The 18,745-nt window shown below is 33.1% G+C and carries 15 protein-coding genes; 1 reads left to right on the top strand and 14 read right to left on the bottom strand.

All coding sequences use genetic code 11. The features are described 5' to 3' along the window. The 12 genes from K7H06_RS03305 to K7H06_RS03250 all read right to left on the bottom strand — a co-directional run bounded on the left by K7H06_RS03305 (position 1) and on the right by K7H06_RS03250 (position 13,201). Positions 1-1,389 (bottom strand): aldehyde dehydrogenase family protein, encoded by a 1,389-nt coding sequence (locus K7H06_RS03305; protein ID WP_223038545.1) that lies wholly within the window; start codon positions 1,387-1,389, stop codon positions 1-3. A 158-nt stretch (positions 1,390-1,547) separates the two neighbouring features. Continuing rightward, positions 1,548-2,540 carry a 5-dehydro-2-deoxygluconokinase gene (gene iolC / locus K7H06_RS03300; RefSeq protein WP_223038544.1) on the bottom strand — a complete coding sequence of 331 codons (993 nt, stop codon included), beginning with the start codon at positions 2,538-2,540 and terminating at the stop codon, positions 1,548-1,550. A gap of 73 nt (positions 2,541-2,613) precedes the next feature. Then, positions 2,614-3,588 (bottom strand): ABC transporter permease, encoded by a 975-nt coding sequence (locus K7H06_RS03295; RefSeq protein WP_223038543.1) that lies wholly within the window; start codon positions 3,586-3,588, stop codon positions 2,614-2,616. 42 nt (positions 3,589-3,630) lie between these two features. Then, a complete protein-coding gene (locus K7H06_RS03290) occupies positions 3,631-5,124 on the bottom strand; it encodes a sugar ABC transporter ATP-binding protein (protein WP_223038542.1) in 1,494 nt (497 codons plus the stop codon). Between the two features lie 76 nt (positions 5,125-5,200). Continuing rightward, positions 5,201-6,151, bottom strand: coding sequence for a sugar ABC transporter substrate-binding protein (locus K7H06_RS03285; RefSeq protein ID WP_223038541.1), 951 nt, complete (start codon positions 6,149-6,151; stop codon positions 5,201-5,203). A 683-nt stretch (positions 6,152-6,834) separates the two neighbouring features. Next, a complete protein-coding gene (gene iolG, locus K7H06_RS03280) occupies positions 6,835-7,848 on the bottom strand; it encodes an inositol 2-dehydrogenase (protein ID WP_223038540.1) in 1,014 nt (337 codons plus the stop codon). A 253-nt stretch (positions 7,849-8,101) separates the two neighbouring features. Then, positions 8,102-9,094 (bottom strand): LacI family DNA-binding transcriptional regulator, encoded by a 993-nt coding sequence (locus tag K7H06_RS03275; protein WP_246637621.1) that lies wholly within the window; start codon positions 9,092-9,094, stop codon positions 8,102-8,104. 82 nt (positions 9,095-9,176) lie between these two features. Next, positions 9,177-9,572, bottom strand: a complete 396-nt coding sequence (locus K7H06_RS03270; protein ID WP_223038539.1) for an FxsA family protein — start codon at positions 9,570-9,572, stop codon at positions 9,177-9,179. Then, entirely contained in the window at positions 9,573-9,998 is a 426-nt protein-coding gene (locus K7H06_RS03265) for an acyl-CoA thioesterase (protein WP_223038538.1), read from the bottom strand. 179 nt (positions 9,999-10,177) lie between these two features. Next, positions 10,178-11,935, bottom strand: a complete 1,758-nt coding sequence (gene pyk / locus K7H06_RS03260) for a pyruvate kinase (RefSeq protein ID WP_223038537.1) — start codon at positions 11,933-11,935, stop codon at positions 10,178-10,180. Positions 11,936-11,952: 17 nt separating this feature from the next. After that, positions 11,953-12,915: a 6-phosphofructokinase gene (gene pfkA / locus K7H06_RS03255; protein WP_223038536.1), complete on the bottom strand. Its 963-nt coding sequence runs from the start codon at positions 12,913-12,915 to the stop codon at positions 11,953-11,955. Between the two features lie 103 nt (positions 12,916-13,018). After that, entirely contained in the window at positions 13,019-13,201 is a 183-nt protein-coding gene (locus K7H06_RS03250) for a hypothetical protein (RefSeq protein WP_223038535.1), read from the bottom strand. Between the two features lie 187 nt (positions 13,202-13,388). Here K7H06_RS03250 and K7H06_RS03245 point away from each other — a divergent pair, with 187 nt between their 5' ends. Beyond that, positions 13,389-13,850 (top strand): phosphatidylglycerophosphatase A family protein, encoded by a 462-nt coding sequence (locus K7H06_RS03245; protein ID WP_246637620.1) that lies wholly within the window; start codon positions 13,389-13,391, stop codon positions 13,848-13,850. On the opposite strand, the gene K7H06_RS03240 is transcribed toward K7H06_RS03245, so the two are convergent. Then, positions 13,847-17,323 (bottom strand): DNA polymerase III subunit alpha, encoded by a 3,477-nt coding sequence (locus K7H06_RS03240; RefSeq protein ID WP_223038534.1) that lies wholly within the window; start codon positions 17,321-17,323, stop codon positions 13,847-13,849. The genes K7H06_RS03245 and K7H06_RS03240 overlap by 4 nt on opposite strands. 13 nt (positions 17,324-17,336) lie before the next feature. Continuing rightward, complete coding sequence (locus K7H06_RS03235) at positions 17,337-18,635, bottom strand: DRTGG domain-containing protein (RefSeq protein WP_223038533.1); 1,299 nt, start codon at positions 18,633-18,635, stop codon at positions 17,337-17,339. Between the last annotated feature and the right edge of the window lie 110 nt (positions 18,636-18,745).

The raw sequence follows: 18,745 nt of genomic DNA, 5'->3' as shown, positions 1-18,745 counted from the left end.
CTATTGGTTCATGATATCGCCAAATAATTCTTCATCAGTTGGCTGTGTAGATTCGATTGGTGAAGATACCCAAGTTACATTGATTAAGTGTTTCCAAGTTACGTTCTCAGATGCAATATTTCCACCCCAAGTACCGCATCCTAGTGTTAGTGTCATTGGCATGCCATTTGTCCATGCTCCACTGTTTGCTAAACATTGTGGTTGTCTTACCATCAAACGACTTGTTTTTGTATTTAATGCTAATGCTAAAATTCTTTCTTCATCATTTGTGTGGATTCCGCAAGAGTGTCCACTTCCATGATAAGCAGTAATAGCATTTACTTTATCGATTGCTTCCCCAAACTCACCATATTTAAATAGTGTAGTTACTACAGATAATTTTTCTCCTGAGAATAAATAATCTGCTCCGATTCCAGTTTCTTCTACCATGAAGAAAGTTTTTCCTTCTGGTAATTCAATTCCAGCTTCTTTCGCAATAGCTTCTGGTGATTGTGCAACGATTGCAGGACTTAAGTGTCCATCATGCCACATAGCATGCTCAAGCTTTTCTTTTTCGTCACCTTTTACTAAATATCCACCTTCAGCTTCCATAGCTTTAATGAATTCATCATAAATTCCTTCTTGTACTACACATGAATTTTCTGTAGAACAGCTTGTTGCAAAGTCAAAAGTTTTACTTCTCATAATTTTGTTTGCAACGTCTTTTAGGTCTACTGTTTCGTCTACTACTGTAACAGCATTTCCTTGACCTACACCATAAGCAGGTGTTCCTGAACTATAAGCAGCTTTTACTAATCCGCCACCACCAGTAGCTAATACTAGATCAGCTTGTGCCATTAATTCTCCACTTACATCCATTGATACGTGCTCTGGCTCAACAGGGATTACTAAATCTTCTGGTGCTCCATATTTTTTAAGGGTTTCACGAACAATATTTACAATATAAGTGTTTGTATTTTTTGTTCTTGGATGTGGTGCTAGTATAATGGCATTTCTTCCTTTAATTGCAAACATTGCTTTAAGTACTGGTGTTGCTTCTGGATTTGTACAAGGTATTAATGCAGCAATTACTCCAACTGGCTTTGCAACCTTGATAATTTGTTTTTCATCATCTCTTTCGATTACGCCTACTGATTTTTGGCCTTTCATATCGCGAAGACCGCCACGGATTTTTGTCATTAATTTTGCATACTTTCCATCATAGTTTCCAAGAGTAGATTCTTCAACTGCCATTGTTGCGATTTTTTCTGCCACTTCAGGCTTTACAATATTCCAAGCGATAGCTGTGCAAAGCTCATCTACCTTCTCTTGTGTAAATGTATCTGCAATAGCTTGTGCTTTTCTTGCTCTTTCCATAAGACCTTTTACATATTCTTTTGCGTTACTCATTCGTATTTCCTCCTCTTTCTATTAATACTATATATCATAGCACTTTTCGCAAACGTTTGCGATAGTTTTTCAAAATTTTTTTGATTTATTTTTAAAAATCTACACAAACGTTTGCTGTTTTTGTAAAAAAATAACAATTTTCATTTCCTATACGCTCTTTATTTTTCGTAGTTGTCTATAAAATCTTGTATTTGGTCTGTGCTTGGCATTGCATCTGAACAACTATGGCTTGAAACTACTATAGCAGCTGAACCTGCACCAAATTCCATAGCTCTTCCAATATCCCATCCTTGCATCAATCCATAGATAAATGCTCCTGCATAGGAATCTCCTGCTCCAAATGTTTTAAGTGGTGTTACTGGGAATACTGCCCCTGTAATTTCTTCCCCTTCTTTTGTATAAGCAATAGAACCTTCTTTTCCATGCTTGATTACAACGATCTTGGCATTGAAATCGAACCATTTTTGTGCTGTAGCATGGTCATCTTTATTGCCTTTCATTGTTAGCATTTCCATCATGTCAAATTCTTCTCTAGTTCCTACGATTACATCACACTTTTCTGCTGCAAGATTATAATAAACACTTGTTTCTTCAACAGATGTCCAAGTATACGGTCTGTAATCTATATCAAAGAATACTATCGTATCATGCTTTCTTGCATAATCAAGTGCTAAAAATACTGCTTCTCTAGATGGACTTTTAGCTAAAGCCGTTCCTGATATTAGTATTGCTTTTGCATTTTTAATATATTCTTCTTTTACATCATTAGGCTCTAAGTTTAAATCTGATACATTATCTCTATACATTAAAATACTGCAATCTGTTGGACTTTTTATTTCCGTGAAAGCAAGTCCTGTCACGCTTCCTGGTTTATCTGTAACAACACTAGATGTATCAATATTGCTAGTTTTAAGATAATTTACAATATATCTTCCCATCTGATCATCTGCTACACGTCCAATAAAACCAGTCTTTATCCCAAGCTTTGATGTTGCTACTGCAATATTTGCAGGAGAACCTCCTAGGTATTTTGTAAACGTCATTGTTTCTTCCATAGGTCTATTGATTTCATTTGCATTTAAGTCTATACAAAGTCTTCCAATGGCAATGAAATCCATGGATTTTTGACTATTAAATTTCAGATTGTTCATTGTTGACCTCCTTTTTCAAATTTCTTTCAACAATATTATACATGCATACCCATATTAACGCAAACGTTTTCTATTATTTTTTACCACTATTTTTTCTTTCATCTAATATTACAGCTCCAACAATAATGACACCTTTTACGATTTGTTGCCAGTATGCAGATACATTTAATAAGTCTAATCCATTATTTAAAACTCCTATGATCAAAGCTCCGATGATGGTTCCTGATATTTTACCAATTCCACCATTTAAACTTGTTCCACCAATAACTGCTGATGCAATGGCATCTAACTCATATGCTAGCCCTAATCCTGGTTGACCTGAACTAATTCTTGATGATAAAACAATTCCTGACATACCAGAAAGCATTCCTGCATACGTATAGATCATTACTTTATATTTATCTACGTTGATTCCAGATACAACAGCTGCATTTTCATTTCCACCAATTGCATATACATATTTACCAAATTTTGTATTCGTCAATAATACATGGGTAATAATTGCCACAACTGCTAAAATAATGATTGGAAGGGGAACTCCTAAGATCTTTCCTTGTCCAATGAAGTTGTATGAATCCTTTAAACTACTGATTGGTCTACCATTACTATAAATAAGTGCTGCCCCTCTTGCTACAATCATCATCCCTAATGTTGAAATAAATGGTGGGATTTTTGTCTTTGCAATAATAACACCACAAATCAATCCACATAAAGCCCCTACTCCTAATCCTAAGAGTATTGGTACTATTACAGGTACATCTATATTTGGATACATTCTTGATGCCCAGTCAGACTTTTGTGCAAAACTTGCTGCTACAACTGCTGCTAATGCAAGAACTGATCCTGAAGATAAGTCAATTCCTGTAGTAATGATAATCATGGTTACACCACATGCAATAAGCCCTATAACGGAAATCTGTCTTATAACGTTTAATAAGTTTCCAACCCTTAAAAATGCTGGAGAAAGGATGGACATTAATATTACCATTCCAATAAAGATAAAGAATATTCCATATTTCTTAAAAAGCTGTTCTGTTTTTGCCTTCATATATTTTGCTCCTTTCTATTTTCCCTTATTCATCTTTTTTGTCTATTTTTTCCCTGTTGCTAGATACATAATATTTTCTTGGGTTGCATCCCCTCTCATCAATTCTCCTGTTTTTCTACCTTCATGCATAACCATGATTCGATCACTCATTCCTAATACTTCTGGAAGCTCTGATGAAATCATAATTACAGCTTTTCCTTCTCCTGCAAGCTTTGACATTAATTTGTGAATTTCAGCCTTTGCTCCTACATCAATTCCCCTTGTAGGCTCATCTAAGATTAAAATATCTGGCTGGGTTAAAAGCCATCTTGCAATCAATACCTTTTGCTGATTTCCTCCACTTAAATTCCCAATAAGTTGTTCTTTGCTTGGTGTTTTAACAGAAAGCTTTTCTATTCCTTCTATACAAGCCTCATCAATTTTCTTAAAATCTAAAAACATTCCTTTTTTATATGCATCAATATTAGCAACAATCATATTATCTTGAACTGAAAGCATTAAATATAGCCCAGTGAGTTTTCGATCTTCAGTAAGGAGTGCCATCTTATGCTTAATAGCATCTTCTGGTATATTGATTTCTACTTTCTTACCATTAATAAATATTTCTCCTGCATCTTTGTGGGTTACCCCAAATACACTTTCCATTACCTCTGTTCTTCCTGATCCCATAAGTCCTGCTATTCCTAAAATTTCACCTCTTCTTACCTCAAAGCTTACATCTTTAAAATATCCTTCTCTTGTTAAGTTCTTTACTTCAAGAATTACATCTCCAATTTCAGCTTCTTCTTTGTGGAAAACTTGTTTTAATTCTCTACCTACCATTAATTGAACTAATTTGTCATTGTCTAAGTTCTCAGCTGGCTCTGTAGCAATATATTTTCCATCTCTAAAAATAGTGATATCATCAGATATTTTGAAAATCTCATCCATTTTATGTGAAATATAAATAATTGCTACCCCTTCACTTTTTAGCTTATTGATAATTTTGAATAAATTATCTACTTCTTTTTCAGTGATTGCTGATGTAGGCTCATCCATGATAATTAAATCTGAATTATAAGAGATAGCCTTTGCAATCTCAACCATTTGTGTATTAGCAATACTTAAATTTACCATTTGGGTTCTAGGGTCAATGTCAATACCTAAACCTTTTAATAATTCCTCTGTATCTTGATCCATCTTCTTTTGGTTTACTATACCAAACTTATTTACTGGCTCACGACCTAAGAATATATTTTCAGAAACTGTCATATATGGAATAGGACTTAGCTCTTGATGAATCATAGAGATTCCTAAATCAAGTGCATGATTTGTACCTTGAATCTTCACAGGTTGCCCTTTCCATTTGATGGTTCCCTTTGTCGGTTGATGGATACCTATAATTGCTTTCATTAATGTAGATTTTCCTGCACCATTTTCCCCCATCAATGAATGTACAGACCCTTTTCGTACTCTTAACTGTACATTATCTAAGGCTAAAACCCCAGGAAATTCTTTTGTGATATTCTCCAGTTCTAAGATATATTCCTTATCCATCTTTCTCACCTCTTTTTTTTAATTTGTTATATAAAGGATATCAATAGCTATTGATATCCTTTATACTTGTTATTTTTTATTTCATAAATTCTTTATAATTCTCTGGAGTTACTAATTGGAATGGAATCCAAACTTGACTTTCTACTTTTTCACCTTTTACTTTCTTTACAGCAGCTTCCATACCACCACTACCTTGTCCTTCTGCATCTTGGAATACAGTTGCACTTAATTTTCCTTTATCAAGTTCTGTTAATGCATCAGGGGTAGCATCTACTCCTGCTACTAATATTTCATCTAATTTACCTGCAGCTTCTATAGCATTCATAGCACCAATTGCCATATCATCATTATTTGCACAAACTGCATCAATTTTCTCTCCACTTGCTAACCAGTTTTCCATAACTGCCATACCTTCAGCTCTTGACCATTTACCTGTTTGTTTCTTAACTACTTTTATATCTGGATATTTTTCTTTTATAACCTTTTCTACTCCTTCAGTTCTCTTAATAGCAGCTTCATGATCTAATATCCCCATTAAGATACCGATATTTCCTTTTCCACCCATTTTTTCTGCTATATATTCCATTTGGAATATTCCTGCATCAATTGAGTTAGAACCAACAAATACAACATCTTCTGGTAAATTATCTGGTAATCTATTTACATAAACTAATGGAACATTAGATTCTTCTGCTGCTTGTGTCATGGGTGTAGTCGCTTCTGTATTTACAGGAACAACAACAATTGCATCTACTCCCTGTGAAATAAAGTTCTCCACTTGACCTAATTGTTTTGCAGCATCAGCTTTTGCATCTACATAAGTTACTTCTACTTTTTCATCTAAGCCAGCAATATATTTTTCCATACCATCTTTCATGTACATTAAGAAAGTATCATCAAAGCTTGCAATAGATACACCAATGGTCATCGCCCCATCTTCAGCTGGTGTTTCTTCTTTAGCCCCACATCCTGCTAGTAATGAAAAACTCATAACAACTATTAATACTAATGCAAAAAACTTTTTCACAATAATTTCCTCCCTTATAGGTTTTTTATATAACTCAAATTCTTCATTTTTATAAAAAAACTTGAGTGTATATTTATAGTGTTTTCTAAGTAACCAGTCTTTTCATATGCTAATGTATCAAAATTTATTTGACTTTTCAAAACCAGCACGCAAGTTTTATATTTGGTAAATTCTTCTATTTAAATATTTCGATAATTTTTCTTGAAGCTGTTTTTCATGAGATTATGCTCCTTTATGAAAAATCTTTCTAAACGTTCTTTTCCCTGCAAACGTTTGCATCTCATTTAACATAATCTTACTATACTCTAATTTTTATGTCAATATGCAATTTTCAGAATTTACTTGTTATTTATTTATCAAATCAGTCTCTCATTTACATTTATTTAACAAATATAATTAAGATTAGCAGGCAAACGTTTGCATATATAAGGACTCACTATTGTTAATTTTTTGACTACTATTTACTTTTATTTACATAATTATAAATTTTTTACGTCATCTTTTTATGATTTTTTATATAAACTATAAGTATAGTCAAAAATATTATTTGTCAAAGATGGATTTTTATACGGTAGTTTCTATATAAAAAAAACTTTGATTCTTTTCATTCAATATCACAAAAGCACTATGAATACGAAAATTCATAGTGCTTTTTTTAATGCTAACAATACTAAATTAAATTTTTATAATGTAACCAATTTATTTTCTTTGAAGGCTTCTGTTGCTGCATAAGCAATAATAGTTGATTTTGTACCATCATATACAGTTACTTCTGGCTTTCTTCCTTCTACAATACAATTAACAAATTCTTGTACTTCATCTACATAAGCTTGGTCAAATCTTTCTAGGAAGTCTTGTGAACATTCTTTTCTTACACCATGTTCATCCAGAATTTCTACTAAATTCTTTTGTGGTACAGAGGCAATTCTTAAGATACCCTTTGTTCCAATGATTTCTGTTTCTACATTATATCCATGAGGAGCTGTTCTTCCTGCAAATAAAAATGCCATAGTACCATTTTCAAATTGCATCAATGCAGAAACGTTATCCCCATCATCATATTGACCAAATTCAGGATGTGCATAACACCCACCGATGGCATAAATAGACTTTGCTTCTGCTCCTAAGAACCATCTTGCTAGATCTATATCATGTACAGCCATATCTATAAACTGACCCCCACTATGACCTGCATACTTAATAGCTCCTTCTATTGCACTTTCAGGATCTTGGCTATATCCTCTAAATAAAATAGGCTTTCCGATCTCTCCTGCATCTATTTTTTTCTTTGCATAAGCATAAGATGGATCATATCTTCTCATAAACCCTAACATGAATACTTTATCTGCATGTTTTTCTACTGCCTTTTCTGCTAATTTACATTCTTCTAGTGTTGTTCCTAATGGCTTTTCACTAAAAACATGAAATCCTGCTTCTAATGCATCTGATATTTGTTGGCAATGAAGTCCTGATGGAGATGCAATAAATATAGCATCTAGTTCTTTATTTTTTAACATTTCATTGTAATCAGTATATCCATATTTTATTCCCCAAGCCTTTTGTACTTCATCTACCTCTTCTTGAATAACACTGCATACTGCTAATAATTCTGCATTTGGAATTCTAAATGCAATATTTTTTGCATGTTGTCTTCCTAATCTTCCTAAACCTACAGCTCCTATTTTTATCTTTTTCATCTTCTATCTTACTCCTTTACTATTTTTTTCCCAATCGTTTCGCAAACGTTTGCATTATTTTTAAGATAATCTTACTATACTCTCTATTTTCTGTCAATACTTATTTTTATCGACCCTTATTTTTTTAGTATTTCACTTGATTTTGCAAAATTAAAATGATTATAGCATCTCCTTTACAATTCGCAAACGTTTGCTAATATATCCCATTTTTTATAAAATAAAAACTCCAGCATCCTTTTGCTAGAGTTTTAAATTACTTTATTTTTGTTGTTTTTCGTACTACTAATTCTGGCTCTAATACTATTTTTTTTACAAAACGTTCTTCTTTGTTTTTAATTTCTTCCATTAAAATTTCAAAGGCTAATTTTCCAATATAATATTTAGGTTGGTCAATGGTTGTCAATTGAATTTGTGGAAGCCTAGAAAAATCTACGTTATCAAATCCAACAACGCCAAAATCTTCAGGTACATGAATTCCAAAATCTTCTATGCAATGTAATACCCCAAGAGCAATCAAATCATTCCCTGCAACAATTGCGTCCGGTGGATTTTCTAATTTTAATAGCTTTTCTGTTAATGTGTATCCACTTTTTGTTTTAAAGTTTCCATAAACAATCAATTCTTCATCTACTAGATAGTCATATTTTTTTAATGCTCGCTTATATCCTTCTACTCTTTTTTCATTTGCATAAGAAACAAATTCTCCTCCTATAAAAGCAATCCTTTTGTAACCACCTTCAATTAAATGCTTTGTGGCTAAAAATCCCCCTCTTACGTTATCTACTTCTATGGTGCTATGATTACCATCATAAGAAGGACTATTGATCATAACCATTGGTGTTTTTACATCATACATATTAGAAGCATCATCTTTTGCAGGGTTTATAATAATCCCATCAACCCTTTGTTCTTCAAGGGTTTTTAAAAGATTTTGTTCATTTTCCTTATCATAATTGGTGTTACATAAAAATACATTGTAGCCAACTTTTTTGGCAGCATCTTCAACCCCTCGTGCAATAGCAGGAAAATAGGGATTGGTAATATCTCCAATGACTAGTCCAATGGTATTCGTATACTTTTTTACTAATCCCCTTGCAATTGCATTTGGTTGATATCCCATTTTTTGAGCTTCTTTCAACACCTTTTCTACCGTAGCTTGGCTAACTCCAGGCTTTCCATTTAAAGCACGGGATACAGTTGTATAGGATACTCCTATTTTTTTTGCAATATCTTTAATTGTTACCATAATCATTCCTCAATTTCTTTATCTTTGTATTCATTATAGCAAACGTTTTCATATTTTTCAAACTATAATGATAATTGTTTTTTTACCATCTGAAATAAAAATTTACATTTCCTTCATCAATCATCTTTCTTAACTTCCTTTTCACATAAATCTTTACAAATTCTCTTGTCATAGGGATGACTAAAATAAATCCAAATAAATCTGTCAAAACTCCTGGTGTAAGGAGCATTGCTCCTCCAACTAAAACACATAATCCATTCATCAATTGCTCTCCTGGTAAATGTCCTTGCTGCATTTCATATTTTATACGAAAAATAATTTCTCTTCCTTGTGATTTAGCCAAATAAGCTCCTAATACTCCTGTAAATAGTACAATTCCTATTGTATAAGTAACACCTATATATCCACTTAGTTTCATCAATAAAGCAAGTTCTGTCAGTGGAACAAGGGTAAATAAAAGGATTAATTTCACAAGCATTTACTTCACCTCTTTGCAACAATCCTTAAGCAACTTCCATACCTTAGGATTTGATTTTTTAAAGTTTACAGGCTTGAGTGTTTTGTTTACAAATGCATGAATAGTACTTCCTGTTGCTAATACTACTCCATCCTCTTTTCTTATTACTTCGTAAAAAAATTCAAGCCTTACTCCTTTTAACTTTTCTATACTTGTTCGAATAACCAATTCATCATCATATTTTGCTGCAACCTTATACGCACAATGACTCTCTATCACAGGAAGGATAATTCCTTCTTCTTCTAGCTGCGCATATGTATATCCTAATGAACGAAAAAAAGAAGATCTCCCTACTTCAAACCACGTATAGTAATTACCATGATAAGCAACCCCCATCTGATCTGTCTCTTCATACCTTACACGAACATCTCCATCGTTAGTATACATCTATTTTATCCTCCTTATTGCTATTATATGACTATTTCTTATACGAAGCATTCATATATATTATGCCATAACCAATCTATTTCTGCGATAACTTTTCATAAAAAGAAAACAGACAAACCACTGATTTATATCAGTGGTTTGTCATAAGTCTAATCTAATCTTAAAATCTTAGCTCATCTTTATAGGACATTTGCTTTTCCACTATATACAAGACCTCTTATACTATCAACCGTTACAACGTCTCCGTTTCTTAACAGTTTTGTTACATCAGTGGCACCAACAATAACTGGTTTATGAATATTTAACCCTACAATAGCTGCATGAGAAGTAAGTCCACCCTTCTCTGTAATAATAGCTGCAGCTTTTTCCATAAATGGAACCATCTCTTTATCTGTTGCAATGGTTACAAGAATATCCCCTTCTTTAAACTTATTCTTAGCATCCGTTGCATTCATTGCAATACAAACATTTCCTACAGCACCAGCGTTTCCAATTCCCATACCTTTTACTAAAATTTTACCAGCAATATGGACTTTAATCGTATTGGTTGTTCCTGCAACACCTACTGGTACACCTGCTGTAATAATTACCAAATCTCCGTGCTTTATATATCCAGCCTCTAATGCCTTGTTTACAGACAGATCAAATACTTCATCCGTTGAATTTCCTATTTCTGTAAGCATTGCATATGCCCCAAAAGAAAGTGCAAGTCTTCTCATAACTTTTTCACTTGTCGTTGCAACAATAATCGGTGCTTTTGGTCTGAATTTTGATACCATTCTTGCTGTATATCCTGATGAAGTTGCTGTAATAATAGCTGATGCACCCAAATCTTGAGCACTACTACAGGTTGCATGACTCACAGCATCCGTAATACTTCTTTCTTTTCCTACTGCTTTTTCTCTTAAAATAGCTCGATAATCTAATGCACCTTCAGTAGTTTGTGCAATATTCGCCATAGTTTTTACTGCATCTACTGGATATTTTCCAGCAGCCGTTTCCCCTGAAAGCATGATGGCATCTGTACCATCAAATATGGCATTAGCAACATCTGTCACTTCCGCTCTAGTGGGTCTTGGATTTCTCATCATAGAATCTAACATCTGTGTAGCAGTGATAACAGGTTTTCCTATACTATTACATCTTTTGATGATCATTTTTTGTACAAGAGGAACTTGCTGTGTTGGAATTTCCACACCTAAATCACCTCTTGCAACCATGATTCCATCAGAAACTTCAATAATTTTTTCTATATTATCTACACCCTCTTGATTTTCAATCTTAGAAATAATTTGAATATCCTCTGCATCATATTCTTCTAAGATTCTTCTTATAGCTAATACATCTTCTGATTTTCTTACAAAAGAAGCTGCTATAAAATCTATACCATTTTGAATACCAAAAATAATATCATCTTGATCCTTCTTCGTAATGGCAGGAAGATTGATTTTAACACCTGGTACATTTACGCCCTTGTGATTTTTTACCATCCCTGAGTTTCTAATCATACATTTTATATCTGTTCCATCAATAATTTCTAAAACTTCTAAACCAATTAATCCATCATCTATTAAGATGGGATCTCCAATCTTCACATCATTTGGAAGATCTTTATAAGTAATACTACCAATGGTTACATCTCCAAGAATTTCTCTTGTTGTTAATGTAAAATTCTTTCCTTCCTCTAAGAAAGCTTCCCCCTCTTTAAAATTACCCGTTCTGATTTCTGGTCCCTTTGTGTCTAATAAAATTGCAATGGGTAGATTAAGTTCTCCTCTAACTTCTTTAATGGTATCTATACGTTTTTGATGCTCTTCATGGCTTCCATGAGAAAAATTAAGTCGTGTTACATTCATCCCATTCTTCATCAATTCTTTCAAAGTATCTTTGCTTTCACTTGCAGGTCCAATAGTACATACAATTTTTGTTTTTCTCATAAATTTCTCTCCTTCGTTTATATAGATAGTGTTTTTGCTAACTCATATAAATTTTTATTCATTTCCTTTTTCATTGAAAGGGCCTTAGATATTTCAAAATTACAAATTTCATTTCCTTTCATCCCAACAGTTCTTCCTTTCTTACCCTTCATTAACAGCTCTACAGCATTTCCTCCCATTCGACTTGCTAAAATCCTATCAAATGCTGTTGGACTGCCTCCTCTTTGTATATGTCCAAGAATAGTAAGCCTTACATCTATACCTGTTTTTGTTTCTATTTCTTTTGCAATTTCATAGGAATTTCCAGCTACGCCCTCTGCTAAAATAATGATACTATGTAATTTACCTCTATTTCTTCCTTGAATCAGTCTTTTACACACCTCATCAATAGAGCATTCTTCTTCTGGAACAATAATACTTTCTGCTCCTCCAGCAAGTCCTGCATAAAGGGCAATATCCCCACAATGTCTCCCCATTACCTCAACAATGTTTGCTCTTCCATGGGAAGTAGACGTATCTCTAATATTACTAATTGCATGGAGTACCGTATTAATGGCTGTATCAAATCCAATGGTATAATCCGTATATGCTAAATCATTATCTATCGTTCCAGGTAGTCCTATAGTAGGAATACCCGCTTCACTTAATTTTTCTGCTCCTCTTAAAGAACCATCTCCTCCAATGACAACAATTCCTTCTATACCAAAAATGTTGATTACATTCAGTGCTTTTTCAAATCCTTCTTTGGTTTTGAAAGCTTCACTCCGAGCAGTTCTAAGCATAGTTCCTCCTCTATGAATAATATCTGCCACGGACGAGAGATTCATCTCCTCAATATCACCATTTATAAGTCCTTCATAACCTCTTTTGATGCCAACTACCTTTAAGCCATTGTATATTCCTGCTCGAACGACAGCTCTTATAGCCGCATTCATTCCTGGAGAATCTCCACCACTAGTCAGTACACCAATTTTTTTCATAGGCTCTCTCCTTTATTAGTATCTATCAAGTTTTATAAAATATTCTCTCCATATTTCATAGGGGAAAGTCCCTATTTTGGGTACTTTCCCCTAATATTTTTTATTATAAATTTACCAAAACTTCATGTGCTTCTTCTGCTTCACCATTAGGAACTAAAACCTCAAAGACACCTTCTTCTTCTCTTCCAATAGGCTTTAATTTTACTAAAAACCCTTCATTCATTAAATGACACTGGATTCTATCTGCATCTGCTTTGTTGTGTGCCATATATACTACTGTCCACATAATAGTCCTCCCCCTGGAGTATATTGATTTTGATTTTATTTTATTCTAATTTTAAGTAAATTGCAATATATCCTTATGCTTTAATTATTATTCCTTATAGTATTTTTCATTTCTTTATTTTTCATGTACCAAAATTTATCTTCTATCATATTATATCATACACCAAATTAAGATAGGAGGAGTACATTTGAAAGATATTGTAATCAAAATGTTAAAGGATCGAGGAGTAAATCTTTTAGATATTGCAAAGTTAGTATATGATTTACAAATAAAATACGGACCCTTAACAATGGATGACTGCCTTTATAGTATTAATAAAGTTCTAGAAAAAAGAGAAGTTCAACACGCTATCTTAACGGGAGTGGTTTTAGATATTTATGCTGAAAAAAATCTTCTACCAGAACCTCTTTTAGATATATTAAAACGTGATGAACCCCTCTATGGCATTGATGAGGTATTAGCCCTTAGTATAACAAATGTATATGGAACCATCGGTCTTACAAGCTTTGGTTATCTAGATAAAGAAAAGCTTGGTATCTTAAAAGACTTAAATGATCCTAAAAATGGGGTGCATACATTTTTAGATGATTTAGTTGCTGGTATTGCTGCAGCAGCATCTGCAAGGATTGCTCATTCAAAGAAACACTAACATACTTTTACACAATCTTCTCCTAGCAATCCTATCAAATTTTTAATTAAATCATCATTTAACGTTACCCATAATTCCTTATTCGCTTTTAGTTTCTTATTTTTCCCTTCTAAATATAAGTATACCGGCACATCTCCTTTGTGACTTTTCAGTGTCGGTTTAATTTTTTCAAATAAAACATCTAGCTCTTGACCTCTACTTATTTTTAGATATAACTTTTTTATCCCTTTATCATTTTTCTTTATGAGGGGTAGTATTTTTTCTGCTATAATTTTAGGTTCTTCCTCTTCTCTCATGCTTATTTTTCCTTCTATAATGACAACACTATCTTCATATAATAAATTCATATATTTATCAAATATTTTAGGAAAAACTAATACTTCTACACTACCAAATAAGTCTTCTAGTGTTATGAAAGCCATCATATTATTATTTTTAGTGATTTTATTTTTTCGATGTCCAATGAGTCCCCCTATTCTTATATAGGATCCATCTTTTACAGAATTATTTTCATGATTTTCATTGATCTCCATTAACTCTCCTGCATTCATGGTTGAAACTTTTTTAACTTCTTGTTCATACTCTGAAAGGGGATGACCACTAATATAAAGTCCCACTACTTCTTTTTCCATCATCAAAAGATTTTTCTGAGCAAACTCTTTGATATCTGGCAAATCATCTCTTTTAACATTAGCAGGTATGATTTCATCAAATGCTTGAAATAATGAAACCTGGCCTGCTAAATTCCTTTTTCGATCTTGAGCTATTCCATCAATTGTCCTTTCATAGATGGCTAAAAGCTGGGCACGATTGGCTCCTAAATGATCAAAGGCTCCTGCTTTTATGAGACTCTCAATAGCTCTTTTATTGATTTCTTTCATATCCACTTTATCACAAAAATCTGTAAAACTTAAAAACTTACCTTTCTCTTCTCTTGCGGCTACAATAGCATCTATAACGCCTGCACCAACGTTTTTCACTGCCAAAAGGCCAAATCGAATTTTCCCATCCTGTACAATAAACTTATGATGACTTTCATTGACACTAGGTGGCAGTATTTCTATGTTTTTCTTCTTACAATCCTCTATATATTGGGCTACCTTTGTGGTATTCCCCATAATACTCGTAATGAGTGCTGCCATAAATTCAACAGGGTAGTACGCCTTAAGGTATGCTGTTTCATAACCTAGCACTGCATAGGCCGCTGCATGGGATTTGTTAAAAGCATATTTGGCAAAATCTATCATTTCATCATATATTTGATTTCCAATTTCTTTTGGTACACCCTTGCTTACACATCCTGTAATTTCAATATTTCCTTCTTCATCTTTTTTTCCATGAATGAAATATTCTCTTTCTTGTTCCATCACATCCATTTTCTTTTTACTCATGGCACGGCGAACCAAATCGCTTCGTCCATAGGAATAACCAGCAAGTTCCCTAACTACCTGCATTACTTGTTCTTGGTATATTAAACATCCATAGGTTACATTAAGGATCTTTTCTAGCAATGGATGTAAATATTCTATTTTTTCTGGATTATTTTTATAAGCTATATACTTAGGAATAGAATCCATAGGCCCTGGTCTGTAAAGGGAAATTCCCGCTACTATATCTTCAAAGCAATCAGGCTTTAATTCCTTCATAAACTGCCTCATACCTGCACTTTCTAGCTGAAATACCCCTATAGTATCCCCTTTACTAATCATTTCATAAGCTAACTTATCATCATAGTTACTATTGGAAAAATTTATTTTTACCCCATGATTCTTCTCTATACTCTCTATAGCATCCCTGATTACTGTTAGATTTCGAAGACCTAAAAAGTCCATTTTAAGAAGCCCTAACTCTTCTAATGTTGTCATAGTGAATTGAGTTGTAAGACCTTCATTATGCATATATAAAGGTACATATTCATCAATAGCCTCTTTAGAAATTACAACCCCAGCTGCATGAGTAGATGCATGTCTTGGCATTCCTTCTACAGCCCTTGCAGCATCTATTAAATATTTTGCCCTTTCGTCTCTTTCATATATTTCTTTAAATCCCTTATCTATTTCTAATGCTTTATCAATAGAAATACCCAACTGCATAGGAATTTTTTTGGCAATAGCATCTACTTCTGCATAGGACATATTCAGCGCCCTTCCTACATCTCTTATAGCTGCTCTTGCTGCCATTGTTCCAAAGGTGATTATTTGTGCTACCTTTTCTTTTCCATATTTTCTCACTACATAATCAATAACTTCTTGCCTTCTTTCAAAGCAAAAATCAATATCAATATCCGGCATGGTTACACGTTCTGGATTTAAAAAACGCTCAAAAATGAGATGATACTTAATAGGATCAATTTCTGTAATTCCTAATGTATATGAAACTAAGCTTCCTGCAGCAGATCCTCTTCCTGGTCCTACCATGATGTTTTCTTCTTTTGCATATCTTATAAAATCCCATACAATTAGAAAATATTCTACATACCCCATATTTTCTATAGTAGATAATTCGTACTCTAATCTTTCTAAAAGTTCCTTTGTAATTTCTTTATATCTTTTTTTCAATCCTTCATTACATAATTTCCTTAAATATTCCTTTGCACTATAAGAATCAGGTACATCATACTTTGGTAAATACATTTGGTTAAAATCAAAAGTTACATTGCACCTATTTGCAATTTTTACGGTATTTTCTAAGGCTTCCTTTGCATATGGAAAGAGGTCTTCCATCTCTTTTGGAGATTTTAGATAAAATTCCTTTGTAGGAAATTTTAGTCGATCTTCATCATCTATATTCTTTCCTGTTTGAATACAAAGAAGTATATCGTGAATATCTCCATCAGATCTCTTTAAATAGTGAATATCATTAGTTGCAACTAATGGGATATCTGTTTCTTGGCTTAACCTGATTAATTGATTGTTTACCATTTTCTGCTCCTGCATACCATGGTCCTGAAGTTCTAGATAAAAATCATCTTTTCCAAATATCCCCTCTAGTCTTAATGCTTCTTTTTTAGCTCCTTCATAATCCTTATTTAAAAGTCTTTGTTGGATCTCTCCTGCAAGACATGCACTAAGGGCGATAATGCCTTCACTATATTTTTCAAGAACTGTATGATCTATTCGAGGTTTATAATAAAAACCATCCACATATCCTAAAGATACAATTTTCATAAGATTTTTATAGCCCTCATTATTTTTAGCAAGGAGTACTAGGTGACCCTGCCTTTTATCTTTTATTGGATCTTTATCAAAAAGAGTTCTAGTAGCAGTATACACTTCACAACCTATAATAGGTTTAATTCCTTCCTTTTTAGCTTCTTTATAAAAATCAATCACACCAAACATACATCCATGATCTGTTATGGCTACGGCTTTCATCCCTAAATCCTTTACAGTTTTTATAAGGGGTTTTATTCTGGCTGCACCATCTAATAAACTATACTCTGTATGCACATGTAAATGTACAAAATCTCCCATAAGTACCTCCTTTCTATCTTCTTAATTGTTTTGCTGACATCATAGCTTTGGATACAATCTCATCATTGTGATAAGCTGTAATATCCACTTTATAAAATTTCCTACTCACATTGATAATATCTACATAGATTTCGAATTTACTCTCAAGCTGCAATGGCTTTATATAATAAATCATAAAACTATCAATCACACTATCTAAATTTTTCTGCATCTTAATAGCACTGCACCCAGCAGTAGACATAAGTAGTACCAAAACACCTGCACTAGCAATCCCTCGATCATTTAACATCATGGGAGTAATTTCTCCGGAAAATTTTATACCCTTTTCTGTTTCTTCCACATTACATTCACTAGTAATCATATCTTCAAAAGGCTCTCCCATATGGGGTTGATTTCTCATCTGCTTGAGTCCCTTTATAATATCTTGGCGAGTAATAATACCTATAAGTTTCTTTTTATCTGTAACTGGAACCACTTTTAATCCTTCCCAAATCATTACATGTGAAATATAAGCTACAGATGTATTCACAGACACGGTAATAGGATTTTTTGTCATAACATTTATAATGGGTTCCGTACTGTCTGCTCCTCCAATATCTCTTGGGGATACAATTCCTATAACATGTAAATTTTCATCTACTACAGGATATCTACTATGTCCTGTTCTTTTTATTAATTTTTTCATATCACAGACTGTCTCTCCCACCTTTAGATAATGAAGGGTATGGGGCATAATATCCTCTGTTATTAATATTTCTTTTCTAATCAATCTCTCATGTAAAGCTTGATCAATCATAGTAGTAATGGTAAATGTATCATAGCTTGTAGAAAGAATAGGTAGTTTTTTCTCATTGGCTATTTTTTTTATTTCATCATCACATGAGAGACCTCCTGTAATAAGGATTGCACATTTTTTATCTAGTGCAAGCTTATGAACATCATCCCTATTTCCTACAATTAATAAATCCCCTTCTGAAATGTACTTTTCAATTTCATCAATAGACATGGCACCAATGACAAATTTATTGACAATCTTATAAATTCCTTCATGGCCTCCTAGGATTTGTCCTTCTACAATATTGAGTACTTCCGCAAATGTTACTTTATCAATTTGTTTTTTTTCGACCTTTTCAACTCGTATAGTTCCTACTCTTGGAATGGTACTAACAAGTTCTTTTCTTTCTGCATCCTTAATAGCCTTATAAGCTGTTCCTTCACTAACTTCTAGATCCTGTGCAACTCCTCTTACGGATATTTTACTTCCCACAGGCAACTCTTTTATATGGTTTATAATCTGTTCATTTTTTGTCATATTCACATACCACCTCATATAGGGATATAATAGGTTCAATAGCCTTTAAACATCTAAAAAATAAAAGGTATGAACAAATTGTTCATACCTTATTATATCAAAAAACAATC

The organism is Crassaminicella profunda (genome assembly GCF_019884785.1).
GTDB classification, from domain to species: domain Bacteria; phylum Bacillota; class Clostridia; order Peptostreptococcales; family Thermotaleaceae; genus Crassaminicella; species Crassaminicella profunda.
The sequence above is the reverse complement of the archived record's forward strand: the minus strand, read 5'-3'. Positions and strand labels throughout refer to the sequence as shown.